Here is a 22,864-nt window from a genome sequence, read left to right on the forward strand (position 1 = left end):
ATCATCACCTATTTTGATTTGAAATCTAACAATATCTTACTTTTTGCAGCAGTATAAGAGAAGTACTTATTTATATAGTCTCTACCACTAAATGACATGTTCATCCATTTTACATCATCTTTATACAAAGAAATTACTGAATTAGCAAAACTCGACTCTTCATCATTGATTACTACACATTTCTCTATTTCTTCCAGACCTTCTGCACCAATTGTCGTGGTAACCACGGGAACCTGATAAGACAGCGCTTCTACTAATTTACCTTTTACACCGGCTCCAAATCTTAAAGGAATTACAACAGCTCTTACTTTATTATAATACTGATTTAATTCTTCGTCAGTAACATAACCTGTTACAACGATGTCAGTTGAAGCTAGCGATTTAATGTCTTCAGGAGGATTCGAACCTACAATGTAGAATTTTATTTCAGGTATTCCTTGTTTAATAATTGGGAAAATAGAATCTAGAAACCATTTAATAGCATCATAATTTGGTTTATGATTAAAACCGCCTACAAAAAGTATATCTTTTCTTTCCGCCAGATTAGAATGGATACTTTCAACTTTATCAAAAATATATAGAGGAATATTTCTAATTAGCTTATCGGAAAATTCCTTTAATAATACTGACTGTTCAAAAGTACCCACAACGTGAACAATATCGGCTTTATTAAAAAGCTCAAACTCAATTTTCTTCCAATCTTCTGAAGACTTTAATAGCTCGGGATTTTTATTAATTTCGTAGTTCCTTAATTCCCTTAAATAATGTAGGTCATGTCCAAAATATACAATTTTAGCCTTAGAATATTTTTCAAAGACATCGATATATTTGACGGAAATATGCGGTCTATTTAAATAAATATAATCAAAATATTGCGCATTATTCTTAATCCAATTTTCTATATTGTTGTAGTACCAATCACCATAGAGCACTTCAATACCTAATTGTTGTAACTCAGAAGTATATGGTTCATGTCTAAAAAAATTGTCACCTATGAATATTACATGAAACCCCAACTCTACAAATAGCTTTAAATAATGATACGTACATCTTCCACCTGCATCTTTATCATAGTGTGGAACATAATGATCGACCACAACAATAGTAGCTTTGTTTTTAGTCCTACCTCTAGCTAGGAAAACATGCTCGGCATTTTCAAAATGATTATTCAAAAGTTCATTTTTCCATTTATCTATAAACTTCTGTTTATTTGTTACCTGATAACTTTTAATACCCTTGGATTCATCTTTCCCATGTGATATTCCCTCAAAATGAACAATAACAGACTGAGGCTGAAAAACAACTTTGTACCCTTGTTTTCTTACTTCAAAAGCTAAATCCGTATCCTCGTAATATGCCGGAGCATATCTTTCATCAAAACCACCAATAACTTTCCATAGCTCATGACGAATCATAATGGCAGCACCTGAAATATAATCTACTTCTTTCACATAGTTATATTCAGATTTTGACGGATCGTCCAGTCGGCCATAATTCCAACCACTTGCGTCGTTCCATATTATTCCTCCGGCTTCCTGCTGCCTACCATCTGGATATACCAGCTTGGAACCAACCATACCTATTGCTTCATCTCGTTCAATCAATTCTACAAGCGAACTGAGCCATTCTGGCTGTACATTAGTATCATTATTAAGAAAGAATATATACTTTCCTTCAGCATACTTGGAGGCGTTATTACAATTTAACAAGAAACCTCTGTTTGTGCCATCACGAACGATTTTTACATTTTGAACGTACTGTTGTGCATTTACCGTTTCATCGGTAGACATGTCGTCGGCCATTATAATTTCGTACGAAACATCGTTCGTATGATCTAAAATGGACTTCAAACAAGCGTAGGTATAGTGCCATTGATTGTAGACCGGAATAATAATTGAAACGAGCGGGTTGTTTGTTATTGGAAAAACAAGTTTTTGTGAAGTATCAATCTCTTGATAAAGCTTCAGTGCAGCTGAATGTTCAACGTTAGCATGCCTGTCCAAAAAATTGTCAATACGACTTTCAACCAAACCCGGATCTTCCGTATTAAGATAATATTTTAATTTTTTAATATTATTTTTGTTTATTTTGCTAAGTATTTGTTTTGGATTTTTTAAAGCTTTATAAGTAAGTTTTGCAAGTAATTTTCTTTTGCTATTATCAGGAAGAATCGAATCCCTTAATCTATAATATTTCGCGAGTGCCTTCCACCCACCAGATTGAAGAATATTATTAAGTTTTCTTTCTTGCTCTAATAACAAATTGATGTGGGCAATTTGATTGTTAATTGTTTGATGAGTCGCGCTATGTTCTTCGAACTGACTATTCAGTTCATGATGTAGATGATCCATCGAGTCAATGATTTCTTCTTTAGCTTTTAATTCTTCCTGCAGCTTATGAAGTTGCTCTTCTTGAGAAGCTGCTTTCAATAAAGCCCCCAAAAGTTTCTCGCTATTTTCTTTCAATTGGTTTTCCATAGAATTCACGATATTCAATGCTTGACTTACCGTAGAGTTCTGATGAGTTAGCTGTTCATGAACAAATGATAATTTATTATTAGCTTGGTCGATATGTCGATCTTTATCAACAATCGCCTCGTCCAAATGCTTGATATGTTTATTTCTTTCTTCTACCTCGTCTTGAAGAGATAGAATGCGCTGAATCATCTGATAATGCTGATCTTGATGGTCTGGTACAAATGAATTAAGATCGCAATCAGCTAACGATTCGTTGCTACAAACCGCTATCAAATATTTTCCGTTAGTTACATGATCATTTTGCTCAATATGAATTCGTTTTGCTCTATCCGAACGATTATTAACGATCAAAGAAGAAACCTCATGTTTCTGGTAATACATATCAATATTATTAAAATACTCTTTCAAAAATGAATAGAACTCTTCCTTATAGAATTCTCTTATATGGAAAGAGTTGTGATAATTCGCTCGTTCGGAATATACATATTTATCCGGAGTCGACATAATGAGCATCCCACCCGGCTTTAAAACTCGCTTAACTTCTTTTAAGAATTGATGCTGAATAGATTCATCAACGTGCTCAATAGTTTCAAAAGATACAACAACATCTATGCTGTGATCTTCCACAGGCAATTGTTCAATAGAACCTTGTACAAACGATACGTTACTTTTTGCGTATGTCAATTGGGCATGAACAATCGCCTCTGCGCTAATGTCCACACCAATAATACTTTGAGCATAATCTGAAAGAATGAACGAACCATAGCCCTCACCGGAGGCGGCATCCAGGACAACTTTATCTTTCACAAGTTCAGTAAGAGCGTAGTATCTTTGTAAATGTTCTACTGCCATATCACGGTCCGTAGCATTTGGAATGAATCTTTCACCTGAAAATTTCATTTACTTATCACCCTATTCGAATTGGTAAAACTCCGCATCTTCAAGTATAAGAAATCCGTTTAATTGATGTTTACGGTAATCCAGTATTTGAATAACTAAAGCATCATGCACCCAGCTATGCTGCGTATGTTCCTCTTGGGTTCCCGAAGCAACCGCAGGAGAGATCATATATTCCCCTCGCGATAACGCAGGGAAAATATAATTAAATCCGAAGATATAATTTCTTCCAGGAAGAAGTGGTTGTACCTCTTGGTCCAAAACGTAGCTATTCGACTGAGTTACGATATTCCCCAACCGATCTTTAATCGAAAACCCGATGATTGGAGATTGAATCAGTTCATTTGCTTGAACACTTATCCGCAATTGGACGGACTGATTAGGTTTAATTAAGGTAGTTGGCTCTCCAGTTAGAGCATCGTGCAAGCTTATTCCGTTAATTTTTGCTTTGTTATCACCTAACACGTCCAAATTATCCGATAGTGGCTGAACAAACGTATTTGTGCTACGTTCTACAATAGTTTTCGTCCCAACTGTTTTCAAAGTTGAACCTAACATAAAGGCTTGATATTTTTTAGAAATGGTTTCTGGTGTACTATCATCCATTAATTTTCCTTCATTGATCCAAATCGCTCGTTGGCAATACTTGTTGATGACCGATAAATCGTGTGATACAAATAAAATCGTCTTGATTTCCTGAAATTCTTCTATTTTCCGAAAACATTTTTGTTGAAAGCGCATATCCCCTACGCTTAGCGCTTCATCTACGATTAGGATATCAGGGTCGACATTTATGGCTACCGCAAACGCCAATCTAACAAACATACCACTCGAATACATTTTAACGGGCTGATATATAAACTCTCCAATATCGGCAAAGGACAAAATGTCCTCTACTCGTTCGTCCATCTCTTCTTTGGAATAGCCCATGATGGTTCCGTTCAAATAAATGTTTTCCAAGCCTGTATATTCCGGATTAAATCCCGCTCCGAGCTCCAGTAAGGCAGATATTTTCCCATTCACATGGATACTCCCCGAACTTGGGGTCAGGACACCTGTAATCATTTTTAGAAGTGTAGATTTACCCGAACCGTTTTTCCCGACAATTCCAACTGTTTCCCCGCGGTTAATTCTAAACGTTATATCATCTACGGCATGAAAATCGGAATGATACTTCCGTCCAAAGGGATGAACGGCCTCTTTCAGTCGGTCAGTTGGGTTATTATACAGCTTATATACTTTGCTTACCTGATCAACTTGTATTGCTGCGTTGCTTATTTCATGATTCATCGTTCTGCTCCTTATAACACATCAGCAAAATGAGGTCTGAGCTTTTTAAACATGAAACTACCTAAAGCTAAGAAAAAGAAAGTAAATATCCAGAAGTTTATTAATACGTACGGACTTTCCCAAAACCATTTGTGATATATAAAAGTATCGCGATATCCTTCAATAATGTGGTACATTGGATTTATTTTTATAAAAAAATGATACTTCTCGGGAACAATTTTCAAAGAGTAAAAAATCGGTGTAAGCCAAAAACCAAATTGCAGCAGCATAGCAACGATTTGTCCAGTATCTTTAAGGAAGATAACTAAGGTTGAAGTAACCCACGATAAACCCAGTAATAACATCATCACGGCAAACAAATAATATATAATTTGCAAATAATAAATCGTGGGCATATAACCATAAAGTAAATACATCACTATCAAAAAAACAATAAAAAAGAGATGTACGAAAAGAGCCGAGTAAATTTTAACAATAGGTAAAATACTAATACGGAAGACCACTTTTTTTACTAAGTAACTATTCTCAGTAATGGAATGAGTGGCTCCTTGTAAACTCTCTGCGAAAAAATTCCACGGAATAATCGCCGCGGCTAGCCACAAAATAAAAGGAAAATTATCTACAGGTGTATTTTTAAAACCAACTTGAAAGACAAACCAAAAAATTAATATGCTGATGGTAGGCTGCACAAAAGCCCAGAGTATGCCTAAATAGGAACCTAGAAACTTCGTCTTAAAGTCTTTTTTCGCAAGTTCAAAAATTAGCTTTTGATTACGCAGCACGTCTATTATAAACCTATAAAGCGCAACAATCTGATGCAAAACTAACAATCCCTTCTCAATTTTAGAAGCCTGTTATAAAAATTGACGAAATTTGTAGTTAAATTGTTTCGTCAGTAATTTTATCAAATAAGCCATCTAAATACTAGCGAAAGATACTTTAAACCCAAATATTGTAGTATAAATCGTACATATTCATGTTACAATTGTCGTCTCCCCCCAAACTATGATAAGATTTTGTCGTAATTCCAAGAATTCAAAAGGAGAATTCCCAATCATGAGTATGAAAAAAAGCCAGCATGTGTATGCTGCTCATCTAAAGAAGTCATCTGAATCCAGTGACAAAAGTTCGATCCTATTCTGGATGCTATCAGGAATTGCTTTGATCTTCCTGCTTTGGGCGCCGTTTCAACGGGGGTTATTTAATGGTAATAACTTTGACTTTGAAAGACCGCTCTATTCCTCCTTCGTTTGGGCCTCGGTCGTTTTGATCCTGCTTTCTATCTATTTGTACTTCCACTGGAGGTTAAAAGAAAAATCGGATCTTTCAATAATTATAGCCTGGCTGTTGCCTATTACCTATTTCATTTCTACATTCGTAGCAGCTTCAACTAATTATGCTGCAAACTCGGTATATATTCAAATTATTTATGTTGCATTCTTTTCGTTAGCATATTATCTAACAAAAGAGGATCTAGGCCTCACGATACTCAAGTATGGCTTCATTAGCACTTCCTATTTTGTCGTCATTTTCGGGATCATGAACTGGTTTGGCAATAAAGAAGCCGCTTTTGCGCTGGTAAAATGGTTCGCTGCCAACATGGAGCCTAATACCTCTTATCTTCACGCGGTGATGTCGGATTCCAACGGTCCTCGTTTGACATCGGTTTTTCAGTATGCCAACTCTTATGCAGCTTTTCTTATTGCAGTCTTGCTTGTCGCCATATTCTTAGTTATCACCTCTTCAAAATGGTATTCGATAGGCATCCATGCTTTTATGGTCATTCCTATTATCATTTCTTTTTTCGTTACACTATCGCGCGGCGCTTTGGTCATTTTGCCAATCGTTTTGTTATTGGTTCTGCCGTTTCTTAAACCGCGTAAGCAAGTTGCCTACCTAATTCATTTTGTCTTATCTTTTGGACTATCCGTTGTCATTCTAAATAAAGTAACGACAATCGGCGTTACTTTGTTTCAAGGATTTAAATCGGACTTATCTATTTCGGGTTGGACCAATCTATTGGTGATTTCTCTAATTTATGCGGTATTAGCAGTGCTTATCCAAAGGTTTGCTTCTCCATGGATCGAAAAGTTAACAAGTCGTTTCGAAGAAAAACGTTTCGCTTTCCTAGCTATACCCGTTGTTGCCGTCATCGTTGGTGGAATAGGGGCCGTATTGTTATTTACTGATACCGGAGTAACAAAGTTGCTTCCGGAAAATATCCGTACTCGTATTGAAAACATCAACTTCCAACAGCATAGTGTCTTGGAACGTGGCACGTTTTACAAAGATGCTATGAAATTATTTGAAGATTACCCCGTTTTCGGGGCGGGTGGGGGAGCTTGGCCGGCACTTTATGAAAAATACCAGAACAACCCATATATCAGTCGACAAGCTCACAACTTTTTTCTTCAGTATTTAACAGACGTAGGTATCGTTGGAATTGTTGTATTCCTAACTTTCCTTATTTTCATTTATTATATTTACATCCGCAATTTCATCTATCAAGATGAACAAACGCGAAACAAACGTTTCATTTTCTATATTGTGTCGATTTCTCTTCTTGTTCACAGCATTATAGATTTTGACATGAGTTTTGTTTACTTGGGAATGCTTTTATTCTTGAGCTTTGGAATCATGATCTCAAACGATACTATGGAGCTAGGCGGTCAGTGGAAAGAAGTATTGAATTCAAAAAAATGGGCTTATCCTTCAGTAGTACTTCTTGTTTCTATGCTTCTTTTCTTCACTTCCGTTAAGCTGCTGAGCGCTGACAGCCAATTCAACCAATCTAAAGCTATCGCCGCCAGTGGTAACAATAACTTGAACGACATTTTAGCGCCGTTAGACAATGCCTTATCGCAGCATCCGAATCATCCGGATTATGTATACCAAAAAGTCTCTATTCTTTTTCAAGTTTATAACCAGACCAAGGATGAAAAATATTTTACGGAAGCTACGAATTTGCTGGATCAAGCATTGCAAAAAGAGCCCTTTAACTTTCCTTTGGTAGATAGAAAGATTTATAGCTTGATTCTAAAAGATAAAACAGAAGAAACTCTGCAATTTACAAACGAGAAGCTTCACAGTTTTCCATGGAAAGTGTACCTCTACGAAGTTGCGATATCTTTAAACACAGATCTAGGCCATAAAGCGCGTGAGTCGAAGAATACTCAAAAGCAAGATGAGTATTGGAATCAAGCTTTTGAACTTTACAATCAATTCGAAGCTCGCAAAAAGGAACTCGCTTTGCTACCCAAAGAACAAGGCCAAGGTCAAGCTTTTGATGAGACCGGCAAAATGGGTTTAGCCTTAGGTCAGATTCAGTTCGTACGTGGTAAATATGATGCCGCGGAAGCGATGTTCCGGATTGGCATTGGCGGCCCTCTAGAGAATCAAACAACGAAGCAAAACATTCGCTGGTACTTAGCTTCCTTGCAAAAACAAGGAAAGGCTGATCAGGCACTTTATGATAAGCTGATAGCACAAGATCCGAACGAGCGCCAAGAAATTCAAAACCTAATAAACGCAAAGTTTTAAAAAAATCTTCATAAAAAATGGTAGCTAAATTTACACTACAATTTGCTACCATTTTTTTGTCTATGATGCTAAAATAGATTCTAGGCCTTAAAGACGATTTTTTAATCGAGAAGGTATTTTTATTCTGCTCAGGGAGGGAGGTGAAATGCGAAATGAGTCAAATAGAGAAAAAAAATGTTTACAATCGTGAAAGGAGCAAGACCCAAGTGAAATCATCTGTATTGAAAAAAACATCCCAAGCGTTGGCCGGAATCATGATCGCTTCGACGCTGGTGCCTGTGCTTGCATTTGCTGGTATTGATTTTGGTAGTTTGAAGTATGATAAGTACACCAAAACTGTTTCTGGTTCCGTATATACTGATACCTATAACAAAGATAATAGTGTATCTTTAAGCGTATATTCGGATGCCTACCACAAAGATCTGCTTATCACGACTTCCAACGTAACCTACAGAACGGTTGATAAGGTTACATACTTCGATTTTAACTTTAGCTGGACAAATCCTACCGTTCCGGATAGCGTCTATGTGGTAACCTACTACGGTAACGACCGTAATCAAACTTACGCACTAAACAGCGGCCAAACTCCGATTAACTCCTCCGGTTCTGGCGGATGGGGCGGCGGCGGCGGCGGCGGTTCTATCTCCAACGACGGCGTGATTGAAGTATTCGGAGATTCTGTAGATGCCTTCACTCTGCAAAGAGCTTTTGAAAACTCCAAAGAAGTGAAACTCAAAATCAAAGGTGAGAAGCTGGCTATCCCGGCTGACACACTGGCAGAAGCGCTGAAAAAAGGCGGAGTTTCTGTAACGATCATCAACGACAACGGCACTTATACTCTTCCGCTGGCAGCTATGAAATTCGAAGCACTCGCGAAAGAATTGGGCGCTGAACTGAAAGATACGAAAATCAACGTAACAATTGCTAAAGTTGCTGACGCTACTGCTGAAGACGTAACGAAAGCCGTTTATGCTGCAGGCGGCAGCCCAATTAAGAACGCTGTTGACTTCAACGTAACAGCTTCCGGCAACAGCAAGTCTGTTAATGTTGATTTCGGCAGCACTTATGTTTCCCGTACGTTGAACGTGAACAAAAACCTGGATGCTAAAAAAGCAACTGGCGCTCTTTACAATGAAACAACAAAGAAGCTGAGCTTTGTTCCTTCTACGTTCCAATCGAAAGACGGTCAAACCGTTGCTACGTTGAAACGTAACGGCAACAGCATCTACACAGTAATCGAAGCAAACAAATCGTTTGAAGATCTCGCTTCCCACTGGTCCAAAGCAGACGTTGAAATGCTTGCTAACAAATTGGTGGTTGAAGGCGTATCCGACAAACAATTCCAACCGGACCGTAACATCACTCGTGCAGAATTTGCAGCATTGGTTGTTCGTTCCTTGGGTCTGAACTCTGTAACGGCTAATACGTATTTCACTGACATTAACTCTTCCGCTTGGTACGCTGGCGTAGTAGCATCGGCATCCAAAGCAGGTATTATCAATGGCTATGAAGACAATACGTTCCGTCCGGATGCACAAATCACTCGTGAAGAACTGGCTGCTATGATCATCCGTTCCCTGAATTATGCAGGCGTAGCTTCCGAAGTTTCCGAGTCGAACCAAGCTCAACAGCTTGCGAAATTCAAAGACTCTTCCAAAATCGTTTGGGCTAAGAAAGAAATTGCTGCTGCCGTGAACGCTGGCATCATCAATGGTCTGACTGACGACACCATCGGTTCTGCTGAGAAAGCAACTCGTTCGCAAGCAGCTACGATGCTGAAACGTTACCTCAAACTTGCTGGTTTCATTGATTAATCTTTAATGCTTCAGGAGACCTGGTACCTTGGTACCGGGTCTTTATTTTTTAACCTTAAAAAGTGTGATGCTTTACGGGCCTATTGTATTAATTAGCCTTTAAAACAGAGCATCACCTCAAAGAATCAACTCTTTATAGTACATACACCCAAACAAAACAAAAACGGCAGCCATCCCAAAGGATGCTGCCGTTTCTATCCGGGCTAAGGTCGGATTAGAATCCGCCCATGCCGCCCATTCCACCCATGCCGCCCATGTCAGGCATAGCAGGTTTGTCTTTTTCCGGTTTGTCTGCGATAACGGCTTCGGTTGTCAGGAACATAGCTGCAACGGAAGCTGCGTTTTGCAGAGCGGAGCGAGTTACTTTTGCAGGGTCAACGATACCTGCATCGATCATGTTCACCCAATCGCCGGTAGCGGCGTTGTAGCCGATGCCAACGGATTCTTTTTTCAGGCGCTCGACGATAACGGAGCCTTCTTGACCTGCGTTTGCTGCGATCGTACGAACAGGCTCTTCCAGAGCGCGCAGAACGATGCTTACGCCCGTTTTCTCGTCCCCTTCAGCTTGCACAGCTGCTACAGCTCCGAAGACGTTCACGAGGGCCGTACCGCCGCCTGCTACGATACCTTCTTCTACTGCTGCACGCGTAGCGTTCAAAGCGTCTTCGATGCGCAGTTTGCGCTCTTTCAGCTCGGTTTCGGTAGCTGCACCGACTTTTACGACAGCTACGCCGCCAGCCAATTTTGCAAGGCGCTCTTGCAGTTTTTCTTTATCGAAATCGGAAGTGGTTTCTTCCAGTTGAGCACGGATTTGCGATACGCGTGTACCGATGTCTTTTTTGTCGCCTGCGCCGTCAACGATGATCGTGTTTTCTTTCGTTACACGGATTTGACGAGCGGAACCGAGTTGGTCCGGAGTCGTGGATTTCAGCTCAAGACCGAGCTCTTCGGTGATCACTTGGCCGCCAGTCAGGGCAGCGATGTCGCCGAGCATTGCTTTGCGGCGGTCGCCAAAGCCAGGAGCTTTAACCGCTACGCAAGTGAACGTGCCGCGCAGTCTGTTCACGACGAGAGTCGCCAGAGCTTCGCCTTCTACGTCTTCTGCGATGATCAGAAGCTGCTTGCCGGATTGAACGACTTTCTCCAGTACAGGCAGGATTTCTTGAATGTTGGTGATCTTTTTGTCCGTGATCAGGATGTACGGGTTATCCAGAACAGCTTCCATTTTGTCCGTGTCTGTGATCATGTACGGGGAGATGTAACCGCGGTCGAACTGCATGCCTTCAACCACTTCCAGCTCCGTTGCGAAGCCTTTGGACTCTTCTACGGTGATTACGCCGTCTTTGCCCACTTTTTCCATAGCTTCTGCGATCAGTTGGCCTACTTCGTCGTCAGCAGCGGAGATTGCCGCTACTTGAGCGATGGATTGTTTGCCTTCGACCGTTTTGGAGATTTTCGCGAGCTCTTCTACCGCTGCACGAACGGCTTTGTCGATGCCTTTGCGGATAACCATCGGGTTAGCGCCGGCCGTTACGTTTTTCAGACCTTCGCGGATGATCGCTTGAGCCAGAACCGTAGCCGTCGTCGTACCGTCACCGGCAACGTCGTTCGTCTTGGTCGCTACTTCTTTCACGAGTTGAGCGCCCATGTTCTCGAAAGCATCTTCGAGTTCGATTTCTTTCGCGATCGTCACACCGTCATTGGTGATGAGCGGGCTGCCGAATTTTTTCTCAAGTACGACGTTGCGGCCTTTCGGTCCCAAGGTAACTTTTACGGCATTCGCAAGCGCGTCAACCCCGCGAAGCATCGCGCGGCGAGCGTCTTCACTGAACTTAATTTCTTTTGCCATGAATGAACCCTCCCGAGAATTAATCGTATATTTTTAACGTTTCGAATATTTTCGTAAGTAAATTACCAATACTTAAGTATCGAATCGAGGCGTTGGTTCTTAAGCCAGAACGGCCAGAACGTCGCTCTCACGCATAATCAGCAGCTCGCGGCCTTCGTATTTCACTTCAGTACCGGCGTACTTGGAGAAAATCACGCGGTCGCCTTCTTTCAGCTCAAGCGCAACGCGCTCGCCGTCTTTGAGTGTACCGCTGCCTACAGCTACGACTTTGCCTTCTTGCGGCTTCTCTTTCGCCGTATCAGGCAGTACGATACCGCTTGCGGTCGTTTCCTCCTTAGCGATGGCTTCAATGACTACGCGATCACCCAACGGTTTGATCATGAGAAAATAGCCTCCTTTTGAAATTAGGGTAACGATGGTTTATCTTATTAGCACTCAAACGTCTTTAGTGCTAACAACAATTCTTATGATAACTATTTCCCATCAATTTTGCAAGTGGTTTTACAACATTTTCACACCTCAATCATTGTCTCCAGCCCTTTCCAAAATATACGACAAACTGACAAACAAAAAAGCCTGTCATTCGACAGACTTTGCGGAGCTTTCCGCCTCCCAGGCTTGATCCTGCTGCAGCTGCTTCCGGTAGACGAGCGCCGATAGATAGACGCTGAACTCGTATAGAATAATCATCGGCACAGCTACGATAATGGCGGACACGGCATCCGGCGGCGTAATCATCGTGGCGATCACGACGAGCGCCAAATACGCGTAGCGGCGCAGTTTACGGAGAAGCAGCGGATTGAGCAGGCGGATTTTGGTCAAAAACATCACGACAATCGGCAGCTCGAAGACGAGCGCGATCGGGATCAATATATTGAACATAAACGAAAAATATTGCGAAATGCCGAAGTTTTCTTTAAGCTCCATGCTCTGGCTGATCGCAGTAGTAAATAACAGCGCCATTTTAAACACGATAAAATAGCCGAACGCCAGACCGAGCAAAAACATAAGAAACGCAAAGGGAATGAAGATTAAAGAAGCTTTTTGTTCTACTTCACGGAGTCCTGGCTTCAGAAAAGCCCAGATCTGGTATAAAGCGAACGGAAGCGTGACCAGAAGGCCGGTAACCAGAGAAAAGCTCATATACATTTTAATTGCATCCCATGGGGAAAACACATACCAGTCCAGGTTTGCGATCGGAGATACGCTTTTCAAATAATTAATTAACGGCTTAGCCACGAGCAGCCCGATCACCATCCCGACGATCAGGACAAGCAGCACCCAAATAATTCGTTTGCGCAGCTCCGTCAGATGCTCCACCAGCGTCATGCCTTCATCATGTTCCATAACGGTTCACCTTCCACACGGTCAAAATCGGGAGACAAGAGTCTCCCTAATCCGGCAAACGACGCGAGTCTTGTTTCGCTTCTGGCTGTACAGCATGCGGCTGTGGCTGCTGCGCAGGCGCCGGCGGCGTAACGTCTTGACGCGGCGGCTGAGGCGCATCCGTCTCCATCAGATCGCGGGCGCCCTGCTTGAACTCGCGCAGCGTCTTGCCTAGCGCCCGGCCAAGCTCCGGCAGCTTGTTCGGACCGAACAATAATAGAGCAATGAGTCCGATAAGCAAAATTTCGCTGAATCCTATATTTCCGAGCATATCGATTACCCTCCTTCAGTGGAGATGTTGCCTGTTCATCAGCTAGCAGCCGTAAAGCCCGCCATAACCGAGCTCGGTAATGTCCGCCCGGGTAATCGTTTCTCCCGCGCAAATGCGCGGCAGCAGAACGTCAAACGACGTGTACGGGTCGTGCATGACGCAGCCGGGCAGCCCCATAATCGGAATGTCGTCCAGATAGCCCATCAAAAGCATGGACCCGGGAAGCATCGGGGTGCCGTAGCTGATAACGGACGCTCCGGCACGTTTGATGGCGCCGGGCGTCCGATCGTCCGGGTCTACGGACATGCCGCCGGTAACGAGAATAAGATCCGCACGGTCTTCCTCCAGGAAGCGGCGGATTTCCTGTACGATCGTTTCGCTGTCGTCCGGCGCAAACCGCTGCTCGATTACTTCCGAGCCGAGCGCCGCGAGCTTGCTGCGTACGACGGGACCGAACTTGTCCTCAATCCGGCCCTTGAACACTTCGCTGCCTGTTGTGATCAGTCCTGCCCGCAGTGGGCGGAACGGCTTAACCTCGACCATAGGCTGTCCCAAGGAAGCGGCGATACGCTCGACTGCTGTAATGCGGTCTTCTTCTATAACAAGCGGAATGACGCGGGTCCCCATCAAGGAACGGCCGGGCTCCGCCACCGTATTCGTCTTTACAGTCGACATGATGACTTGATCCAGCGAATTGACCTGGTCGATCCGGTCTTTGTCGATCTTGACCAGACCGTGGATCGCGGACTTGAGCGTGACTTTGCCTTCATGCGGCTCGCTCAACGTAACGCCGGCTCCCTGCGCGGCCTTCGCCATCCGCAGAGCCGCTTCGTCTTCGTGCAGATAGTCTTGCTGCAGACGAAGCGTGTAAATATGCTCCTTGCCGATGCTGAGCAGCGCAGGGATGTCCTCCTCGCGGATCACGTGACCTTTTTTAAACAGGCGGCCCTTGAACTTGCCGGGAATAATCTGAGTCAAGTCGTGGGCAAGCACCATGCCGACGGCTTGTTCCACAGGAACCTCTTCGAGCATCGAATCATGCTTCATCGCCGTGGTCTCCCTCGCGTCCGGTCAGAATGGCAAGAGCGTGAGGCAACTGGTCGATAACAGCCGATAAATTTTCCGAAACCCCCTTGGGGCTGCCAGGCAAGTTCAGGATCAGCGTCTTGCCGCGAATCCCGGACACGGCCCGGGAGAGCATCGCGCGCGGCGTCTTTTGCACCGAATACATGCGCATCGCTTCGGCAAAGCCCGGAGCGTGACGATCGATGACGCTCAAGGTCGCTTCCGGCGTGACATCCCGCACCGCGAGGCCCGTGCCTCCGGTTGTCAAAATGAGATCGGCCCGGAAATAATCCGTCATTTCGATCAACGCCGCCATAATTTCGTCTTTCTCGTCAGGCACGACACGGTATTCGATAATTTCGCCGTTCATTTCTTCTTCAATCAATTCCCGAATGACCTGTGCACTCGTGTCTTCCCGCTCTCCGCGCGAACCGCGGTCGCTAGCGGTTAAGATAGCCACTTTCCAGCGCATACATCTGCTCCTCTCCCGGATCTCATTAAGTCTCTATGGGACTGCGTGAAAATCTCCGCTCTTGCCGCCGGTTTTGCTCAGCAGCAGCGTCGGTCCGATCTGCATCGTTTTCTCCGCAGCCTTGCACATATCGTAGACCGTCAGCGCCGCGGCGGATACGGCCGTGAGTGCCTCCATCTCCACACCGGTCTGTCCCTTCGTGCGGACGGTCGCTTCGATGTATAATTGCCCTTCCCCGTTATCGCTAAACCGGACATCGACGCCGGTCAATGCAATCGGATGGCACATCGGAATCCAATCCGACGTTTTTTTGGCAGCCATAACCGCGGCAACCTGCGCTACGGCCAGCACGTCCCCTTTGCCGATGCCTCCCTGCCGGATCAGCTCCAGCGTAGCCGGAAGCATCGTAACGGTCGTGCGGGCCGTCGCCGTACGGACGGTTTCCTGCTTGTCCGAAATGTCCACCATGCGCGCACGGCCCTGCTCGTTCAGATGGGTAAGCGGCTGCCGCTCCTCAGTCATGGACTTCCGCTCCCTTCTCCGTCACAATGCGGGTTTCCGTCACCAACTCGTCGATCCGGAAATCGAACAGTCCCATCGGGACTTCCGGGATCAACTGCTCCTCGTACGCCGCCGCCAAAATATAAGGCTTCGGCAGGCCGGTACGGACATACTGCTGCATAAAACGGTCGTAGAAGCCACCGCCGTAGCCAAGCCGGCCCATATTGGCATCGAACGCCAGTCCCGGAACCAGCGCGACATCCACCTGCCGGATATCGAATAGCTGCTGCGCTTTGGCTATCGGCTCGCGGATTCCCCACGTTCCGCGCTCCAGGTCGGCGTACGAACGCACCTCGAACAGCTTCATCTGCTTATAGGCGGGCACGACCTTCGGGACGACGACGCGCCAAGGACGGTCCCAGCAGGCCTCCATGACCGGGGTTACATCCACTTCGGTTTTGACCGGCATATAGGTAAGCAGCGTCGGACGTCTTCTCATCGACGGCTCGGGACGAAGCAGCGCTTCCAACCGTTCGATCAGCTTGTCGCTGATGATCTCGGACTTGCGCTTCCGTTCGTCCTCCGGGATGGCTGAACGAACCGCTTCGGCCTGGCGGCGAAGTTCGATTTTTTTCTCTTTAATATTCATGAAACGGCCTCATTTCATCGGGTCGATTCTGGATTAACAACATTCTAATGGGTACCATGCTCGATGGCAAACCCCTTTTGGGGCATTTTCTCCTAGTTTAACATAAATCGAAGCAAAATAACGAATTTCTACGATTTTACCCAAAAACTCGCGGCAAAATAAAAAATGTTCTTACATAATAAAAAAGCCTGCCCGAAGGCAGACGTATTATGTAAAGAGGAAGCTTCGTAGATTAATGTGAAAATGAAAAAATCCCACCGAAAAATTCCTACTCTTGGGGAATTCCTTCACCTGTTAACCGTTCCGGTGGAAACACTTGACGCACGGAAGCGATAATCAGGGTGGCCGCGGCAACCTTAATCGCATCGCCGATCAGATAAGGGTAGCAGCCGGCAACCATCGCTTTGGAGAACGACATGCCCGTCACATAGGCGAGCCATGGCACTCCGCTTACATACAGCAGCAGCGAGCCGAACAGCTCGAGCACAAGAAACGAGACAGCGTATCCCCATACGCCTCGAATACGTATCCGCGGCAGCAGCCAGCCGATCAGGAGCGCGGAGATCGGCCACATAAATACATAGCCTCCGGTCGGCCCGAGCAGAACACTCAATCCTCCTGTGCCGTGCAGCAGCGGAAATCCGATGGCCGTCAGCACCACGATAAGCGCCATGCTAAAAAAGCCGTACCGCGCGCCGAGCAGCCCGCCTGCCAGCATAACGGCCAGCGTCTGCAGGGTGATAGGCACGGGCGTAAAGCCGAGCGGAATGCTGATAAATCCAAAAAGCACGACGAGCGCAGCAAACAGAGCACTAAAAACAATGCCTCGAAGCGTAAGCTTCATATTGATGAATGCCTCCTTTTTTGGTATGGTTATGATGGACAAATCGTCAACCAATAACTATTATATATGGTTAACAATTGAGGATTATAGCACACGGTTTTTAAAAACGAAAGGATTTTTTACCTATGTCTTCTTCATTCTTCATAGCCTTGCAGGAAACATCCGTGAAGTACCCGACCGGCTCGGGCGCGCATAAAGCTTTGGCCAACGTCACGCTGCTCATCGAGCCTGGGGAGTGGGTAACCGTTGCAGGTCCGAACGGAAGCGGCAAAAGCACGCTGGCCAGCGTGCTGCTTGGTACGTGCCGGCTTACGGCGGGGCGGATGGTCCGGAAAGAGCGCATAGACATCCGCGGCGTGCTGCAGCATCCGGAATCCCAGCATACTGGCGATACGCCGGCCGAAGAGCTCGCTTTCGCCTTGAGCGACCGTCATTTGAGCAAAGAGGAGCTGGGGCAGATTCAAAAGCAAGCGCTGCTTCGGGTCGGGCTCGAATTGTCACCCGAAACGCCTCTGAACTCCTTGTCCGGAGGGCAAAAGCAGCTCGTCAACATTGCCGCGGCACTCGCAACCGCTCCCGATGTGCTGGTACTGGACGAGCCGACCGCCATGCTCGATCCCGCTGCAAGAGAATTAGTGCTGCGGGTCGTTCGGCAAGCTCATCTTCAAGGAACGACCGTCATATGGATTACGCACCGGCTGGAAGAAGCGGTCCACGCAAGCCGCATTGTCGCTTTTCAGGAAGGTGAGGTAGCGTTTGACGGGGCGCCGGAGACGTTCTTTTATGGAGACCCTGCTACGGCTTCCGATTCGGAGACGCCATGCGAGCGAATTGGACTTGACCCTCCCTTCGTCGTGCAGACGGCGCTGCATTTAAAGAAAAAGGGACTTGGCCTGACGGCCCGCCCCTTAAGCTACGACGATTTGGCGAAGGCGGTGAGCCGCTTATGCCTCTGACGCTGCATAACGTAAGCGTGGCAGCTCCGGACGAGCCAAACCGCCGCTTGCTAAGCGAAGTCAATCTTACATTCGAAGACGGAACCATCACGCTGCTCGTCGGACATACCGGCTCCGGCAAGTCCACACTGCTTCACCTGCTGGCAGGCATGCGGCCGCCCTCTTCGGGCGACATTCGTCTGGATGACGAGCCGTTATGGCGCCGCAACCGGGTCACCCGGCCGTTTCTTCTTCGGCTCGGCTTGACGTTCCAGTTTCCGGAGCAGCAATTGTTCGCACGAAGCCTTCGGCAGGAGTTCGGCTATTCACTTCGTCCTTATGGGCTGACGGTGATGGAAAAGGAACGCCGCATTCAATCCGCTTGTGAAGACCTCGGCCTCGGCGCCGCGTTCGACCCGGACCGTTCTCCATTCGCGCTAAGCGGAGGCCAGCGGCGCAGGCTTGCTTTAGCCACAACAATCGCTACCTCGCCCGATTGGCTTCTGATGGATGAGCCTACCGCGGGTCTTGAATCGGCGGCAGCCAAAGAGCTGCTCCGGTACGTGCAAGCCCGCAGAGCGGCCAAAGGCGGCATGATTATCGCGACTCATGATTTGGACTTGTTTCTTCCTCTGGCGGACCGCGTGATCGTGCTCGACCACGGTACGATCGCAGCCGATGGGACACCCGCCGCTCTATGCGGCAATCCCGAACCGTTCGTGCAAGCGGGAGTTGGGCTCCCCAGCTGCGTCCTGCTTTCGCACGCGCTGGCGCGAAACGGCATTGCCGTGATGGACGAAGGCAAGCTTTCGCCCGAGGATTTGGCCGATGCGATAGCTGAGCGGCTGAAGGAGCGACGCCGCGTTGCGGTAAAATCTGCGCTGCCTGAAGAACATCCAGACGGCATACCGCAGATTGAATCCCAGTCAGATGAATCTGCGCTGCACGTACCGCTTCCACCGCAGAGCCAAGCGGCCGGCCTGTCCCAGGAAGGCGCACATCCGCCTGCCGCTGCCAACTCGCTCTGGTATCGGCTCGATCCGCGCACGAAATGGCTGCTGTATCTTTTCATTGTCATAGGCACGATGCTGCAAAGCAGCTGGCTCGGACTTGCCTGCGCCGCATTGCCGATTGCCGCCGCCTATATCGGACTGTCCCGCTCTGCGCTGCTCGGTGCGGCCAAACTCCTAAAACCGTTAGCATGGTTCATGCTGATCTCCGTCGGCTTGGCCGGGTTGGAGTGGACGGTAAGCGGCAGCTTTCCCTTCGTCGGGTTTTCCCTGGAGCACTCGCTTGCTACCGGCTTGAATGTGTTCCGCCTGTTTCTGATCACGCTCGCAAGCTACTGGTTTGCGGCTGCAACACCTTACGGGCGTATGGTGCAGGGGCTTGCTTGGGGGCTCGGATATGCGAAGCGGTTGAGGCTTCGAACGGATTCGTTTGCTTTGGCGGTATCGCTCATGTTCAAATTTATTCCGATGATCGTGCGCGAATGGCAGCGGTTCTCAGATATCGTTCGGGCAAGAGGCAAAGCGGCCGTTCGACCTGGAGCCGTACGGGGACGCGATATGCCGGCGTTAGTCGTCCCGCTCCTGCTGGCGCTGTTCCACCGGGCGGAGGAAATAACCTCCGCTCTGGAGATGAAAAAAATCGGCCGCCGAACCGCGCTCTTGGGCCATACCGATTCTCTTCGTCTGACCCGCGCCGACGGAATCGCCATCATCTCAGGTATCCTTCTTCTTGCCGGGCTTGCCGTCTTACGCGGCTGACTTAACAAACATCCCCCTTCGTCGCACGTGAAGCCGGCAGCTTAACGTGTGTGAAGGGGGATTTCGTTTTCGTTCAACGAGGCAAATACGGGCCTATGATCGGAAGCGCGACTGTCTCTGACAAGCGCGGGCCGCTCCGTCGGCAAATTGGTAAAAATGTGGTCGATCCTGCCTCCATGGGCAACCGTCGGCAAGGAGGAAGGTTTCGGCCTGATTTCCTGCAGTCCAAGTCCGCGGACGGTCTCCTGAAGCTCGGGGCTGGAAGACGGGCTGTTAAAGTCGCCGAGCAAAATCAGAGGCGTCGGCCCGTTCCGCAGCGCGGCAAGCAGCTGCGGCCATTCGCGCGTGCGCCCTTCGGCTTCGACGCTGAGATGCGTGGTCGCAACCGTCACGGTGCGATCCGGCAAGCGCAGCTCGGCCGTCAACAGCAGCCGCGGTTCGCGTCCGCCGGTAAGCCGGTGAATCTGCGGCGCTTCGAGCGGATAGCGGCTCAGCAGAGCGACGCCGTACTGCGACACGCCGCGACGGATCGCGGGAGCATAAATACAATGCATGCCCATAGCTTGGGCAAAATAGCGGGCTTGATCCTGCAAACCGCTGCGCCACTGCAGCCGGTCCACTTCCTGCAGTGCAATGACGTCCGCATTGGCGGCTTTTAGATCCCGCAGTACCGCTTGCGGGTTGACGCGGCCGTCCATTCCTTCGGCGTGGCGAATATTGTACGTCATCACTTGAAGCGGCCGGTATTTGCCCGAATCGGGTCCCGTAAACGAGACGGCCGGTACCGGGTGGGACTTCGCACCGGAAGGCGTCGGCTGCAAGAAGCCGGTATTCGGAACGAGGAACGCCATCAGCAGCAATGCGCTCCATATGGCAAGCCACACACGGCGGGACGGCGCGCCGCGTCGGAGGTTAGCTTTTTTCGGTAAGGGCACCGGAAGCACAATAATCGCCTCCTCTCACTCTCTTGGATCACGATTCAGAAGCATGCGTATAAAAGCATAAGACAAGCAGGGCGCTTTTGTATACCGGGGAACGGATGGAAATCGAAATCGGCGGGCAAATATGCTAAACTGAGGGAGATTGTCGCCTTTTTTCAGGACTTTGATTTCAGGAGGCTTTATTCATTATGCTGCTTCAAGTTTCAGCCATCACGAAAAGCTACGGCGTCAGCACCGTACTTTCCAATATATCGCTTCAAATCGAGGCGCGGGAACGCATCGGACTCGTCGGCGTCAACGGCGCAGGCAAATCGACGCTGCTTCAGATCATCGCAGGCGAGCTGTCTTACGATTCGGGGAGCATTTTTAAGGCAAAAGAGACGAAAATCGGCTATTTAAAACAAAACAGCGGATTAACGTCGGATCGCTCCATCTGGAACGAGCTTATGAGCGTATTCGACCGTTTGCTGGAAATGGAAGAGGAGCTGCGGCGGCTGGAAGCGCGCATGTCCGATCCGGACGTGCTGGCCGATGAGAAAAAAACGGAGGAAACGATGCGCCGCTATGCCGAGCTGTCGGATGCGTTCCGCGAACGCGGCGGCTACGAGATCGAGGCGAGAATTCGCGGAATCTTGAGCGGGATGGGCTTCGGACATATGGACCCGGCTACCCCGGTGCAAACGTTGAGCGGAGGACAGAAAACGCGGCTCGCGCTGGCCAAAATGCTGCTCGAAGCGCCGGACCTGCTGCTGTTGGACGAGCCGACGAACCATTTGGACATTCCGACGCTGACGTGGCTGGAGCAATATTTGCGCTCCTATCCCGGAGCCATCCTGGTCGTCTCCCACGACCGTTATTTTCTCGATTCGCTTGTCGGCGCCATCTATGAGATCGAACGAACTTCGTCGCGCCGATACACCGGAAATTATTCGCGGTACATCGAGCTGAAAGCGGCGGATTACGATGTGCAGCTTAAGCAATACGAAAAACAGCAAGAAGAAATTTCGAAAATGGAAGACTTCATCCAGCGCAATCTGGTCCGCGCTTCCACGACCAAACGGGCGCAAAGCCGCCGCAAAGCGCTGGATAAAATGGATCGGCTCGACAAGCCGCTCGGCGAGCTGAAGCGGGCCAGCTTCTCCTTTGAGGTCGAGGCGCCTACGGGCCGGGAAGTGCTCGACGTACGGGGTCTGTCCGTATCTTACGATCGGCAGCAACCGCTGGCGCAAGGCATTACGTTCCAATTGCGCCGCGGCGACACGGCCGCCTTGATCGGTCCGAACGGGATCGGCAAATCGACCCTGCTGAAGACGCTGATCGGGCAGCATACGCAGGACCGCGGGGCTTTCGATTGGGGAACGAACGTTAAGATCGGCTACTACGATCAGGAGCAGACGGGCCTGAACCCGAACCAAACCGTGCTGGAAGAAGTATGGAACGCCTTCTCTCATCTGGAAGAAGCGCGCATCCGCACGGTGCTCGGCAACTTTTTGTTCAGCGGCGAGGATGTGTTCAAGAAGGTCGGCTCGCTCAGCGGCGGCGAGAAAGCCCGGGTCGCGCTGGCGAAGCTAATGCTGCAAAAAGCGAACGTGCTCATTCTCGACGAGCCTACGAACCATTTGGATTTGTACAGTAAGGAAGTGCTCGAATCGGCCCTGATAGAGTACGAGGGCACGCTGCTGTTCATTTCCCACGACCGTTATTTCTTGAACAAAATGGCCGAGAATATGCTCGAATTGGACAAGGACGGAGTAACCGTCTACCTGGGCAACTACGACGATTATGTGGAAAAGAAGCTGGAGCTGGCCGAGATGGAGCAGCAGCGGCTGGCGGAAGCGGCAAGCCGCGGAGGCGCGGAAGCCGCCAAAGGCCGTGGACATGCGGAAGGCAGCGCGGCGAAAACGGCTGAACCGGGAGCCGGCAGCGATTACGAGGCCGGGAAGCAGGCGAAGCGCGAAGAGCGCACCCGCCAGCGCAAGCTGGAGCAATTGGAGCAGCAGATTGCGCAGCTGGAGGAGGCTATCGGCGGCTTGGAAGCCGAGCTGACCGACCCGGACGTGTATAATAACTACGTGCTCGTGCAGGAGAAAAACGCAGCGTTGGAAGCAAAGCGCGAACAGCTTGCGGAATGCTACGAGCAGTGGGAACAGCTAGCAGAATAATA

At 47.9% G+C, this 22,864-nt stretch carries 18 protein-coding genes; 5 read left to right on the top strand and 13 right to left on the bottom strand.

The features are described from left to right. Positions 1-8 precede the first annotated feature (8 nt). The 3 genes from ET33_RS00590 to ET33_RS00600 are packed head-to-tail and all read right to left on the bottom strand — an operon-like array spanning position 9 to position 5,485. Complete coding sequence (locus ET33_RS00590; RefSeq protein ID WP_036675157.1) at positions 9-3,377, bottom strand: glycosyltransferase; 3,369 nt, start codon at positions 3,375-3,377, stop codon at positions 9-11. 12 nt (positions 3,378-3,389) lie between these two features. After that, positions 3,390-4,664, bottom strand: coding sequence for an ABC transporter ATP-binding protein (locus tag ET33_RS00595; RefSeq protein ID WP_036675158.1), 1,275 nt, complete (start codon positions 4,662-4,664; stop codon positions 3,390-3,392). Positions 4,665-4,675: 11 nt separating this feature from the next. Beyond that, positions 4,676-5,485 carry an ABC transporter permease gene (locus tag ET33_RS00600; RefSeq protein ID WP_036675159.1) on the bottom strand — a complete coding sequence of 270 codons (810 nt, stop codon included), beginning with the start codon at positions 5,483-5,485 and terminating at the stop codon, positions 4,676-4,678. 235 nt (positions 5,486-5,720) lie between these two features. Here ET33_RS00600 and ET33_RS00605 point away from each other — a divergent pair, with 235 nt between their 5' ends. Beyond that, the gene (locus ET33_RS00605; protein ID WP_051774994.1) at positions 5,721-8,204 is read left to right on the top strand and encodes an O-antigen ligase family protein; all 2,484 of its coding nucleotides are present in this window, start codon (positions 5,721-5,723) and stop codon (positions 8,202-8,204) included. A 152-nt stretch (positions 8,205-8,356) separates the two neighbouring features. After that, positions 8,357-10,018: an S-layer homology domain-containing protein gene (locus tag ET33_RS00610; protein ID WP_051774995.1), complete on the top strand. Its 1,662-nt coding sequence runs from the start codon at positions 8,357-8,359 to the stop codon at positions 10,016-10,018. 214 nt (positions 10,019-10,232) lie between these two features. Here the strand turns inward: ET33_RS00610 and groL are convergent, their stop codons facing one another. The 9 genes from groL to ET33_RS00655 form a co-directional block, all read right to left on the bottom strand. Then, positions 10,233-11,867, bottom strand: coding sequence for a chaperonin GroEL (gene groL, locus ET33_RS00615; RefSeq protein WP_036675160.1), 1,635 nt, complete (start codon positions 11,865-11,867; stop codon positions 10,233-10,235). A 99-nt stretch (positions 11,868-11,966) separates the two neighbouring features. Then, positions 11,967-12,248 carry a co-chaperone GroES gene (gene groES, locus ET33_RS00620; protein WP_036675162.1) on the bottom strand — a complete coding sequence of 94 codons (282 nt, stop codon included), beginning with the start codon at positions 12,246-12,248 and terminating at the stop codon, positions 11,967-11,969. A gap of 198 nt (positions 12,249-12,446) precedes the next feature. Next, positions 12,447-13,214 (bottom strand): twin-arginine translocase subunit TatC, encoded by a 768-nt coding sequence (tatC, locus tag ET33_RS00625; protein ID WP_036675163.1) that lies wholly within the window; start codon positions 13,212-13,214, stop codon positions 12,447-12,449. Positions 13,215-13,260: 46 nt separating this feature from the next. Further along, the gene (gene tatA, locus ET33_RS00630) at positions 13,261-13,524 is read right to left on the bottom strand and encodes a twin-arginine translocase TatA/TatE family subunit (protein ID WP_036675164.1); all 264 of its coding nucleotides are present in this window, start codon (positions 13,522-13,524) and stop codon (positions 13,261-13,263) included. A 42-nt stretch (positions 13,525-13,566) separates the two neighbouring features. Next, entirely contained in the window at positions 13,567-14,571 is a 1,005-nt protein-coding gene (locus ET33_RS00635) for a molybdopterin-binding protein (RefSeq protein WP_036675165.1), read from the bottom strand. Then, a complete protein-coding gene (gene mog, locus ET33_RS00640) occupies positions 14,561-15,061 on the bottom strand; it encodes a molybdopterin adenylyltransferase (protein WP_036675168.1) in 501 nt (166 codons plus the stop codon). Before mog ends, ET33_RS00635 begins: the two co-directional genes overlap by 11 nt. A 33-nt stretch (positions 15,062-15,094) precedes the next feature. Then, on the bottom strand, positions 15,095-15,583 hold the full coding sequence (gene moaC / locus ET33_RS00645) for a cyclic pyranopterin monophosphate synthase MoaC (RefSeq protein ID WP_010494502.1): 489 nt from the start codon (positions 15,581-15,583) through the stop codon (positions 15,095-15,097). Beyond that, positions 15,576-16,211: a 5-formyltetrahydrofolate cyclo-ligase gene (locus tag ET33_RS00650; RefSeq protein ID WP_036675169.1), complete on the bottom strand. Its 636-nt coding sequence runs from the start codon at positions 16,209-16,211 to the stop codon at positions 15,576-15,578. The genes moaC and ET33_RS00650 overlap by 8 nt, the downstream gene beginning before the upstream one ends. Before the next feature lie 268 nt (positions 16,212-16,479). Further along, the gene (locus tag ET33_RS00655; RefSeq protein WP_036675171.1) at positions 16,480-17,055 is read right to left on the bottom strand and encodes a biotin transporter BioY; all 576 of its coding nucleotides are present in this window, start codon (positions 17,053-17,055) and stop codon (positions 16,480-16,482) included. 125 nt (positions 17,056-17,180) lie between these two features. On the opposite strand from ET33_RS00655, the gene ET33_RS00660 reads away from it, so the two are divergent. Beyond that, entirely contained in the window at positions 17,181-18,011 is an 831-nt protein-coding gene (locus ET33_RS00660; protein ID WP_036675173.1) for an ATP-binding cassette domain-containing protein, read from the top strand. Further along, entirely contained in the window at positions 18,002-19,759 is a 1,758-nt protein-coding gene (locus ET33_RS00665) for an ATP-binding cassette domain-containing protein (protein ID WP_036675175.1), read from the top strand. The genes ET33_RS00660 and ET33_RS00665 overlap by 10 nt, the downstream gene beginning before the upstream one ends. Before the next feature lie 41 nt (positions 19,760-19,800). On the opposite strand, the gene ET33_RS36105 is transcribed toward ET33_RS00665, so the two are convergent. After that, the gene (locus tag ET33_RS36105) at positions 19,801-20,703 is read right to left on the bottom strand and encodes an endonuclease/exonuclease/phosphatase family protein (RefSeq protein WP_051774996.1); all 903 of its coding nucleotides are present in this window, start codon (positions 20,701-20,703) and stop codon (positions 19,801-19,803) included. A 185-nt stretch (positions 20,704-20,888) separates the two neighbouring features. On the opposite strand from ET33_RS36105, the gene ET33_RS00675 reads away from it, so the two are divergent. Then, positions 20,889-22,862: an ABC-F family ATP-binding cassette domain-containing protein gene (locus ET33_RS00675; RefSeq protein WP_036675177.1), complete on the top strand. Its 1,974-nt coding sequence runs from the start codon at positions 20,889-20,891 to the stop codon at positions 22,860-22,862. The last annotated feature ends 2 nt before the right edge of the window (positions 22,863-22,864 follow it).

The organism is Paenibacillus tyrphae (assembly GCF_000722545.1).
GTDB classification, from domain to species: Bacteria; Bacillota; Bacilli; order Paenibacillales; family NBRC-103111; genus Paenibacillus_G; species Paenibacillus_G tyrfis.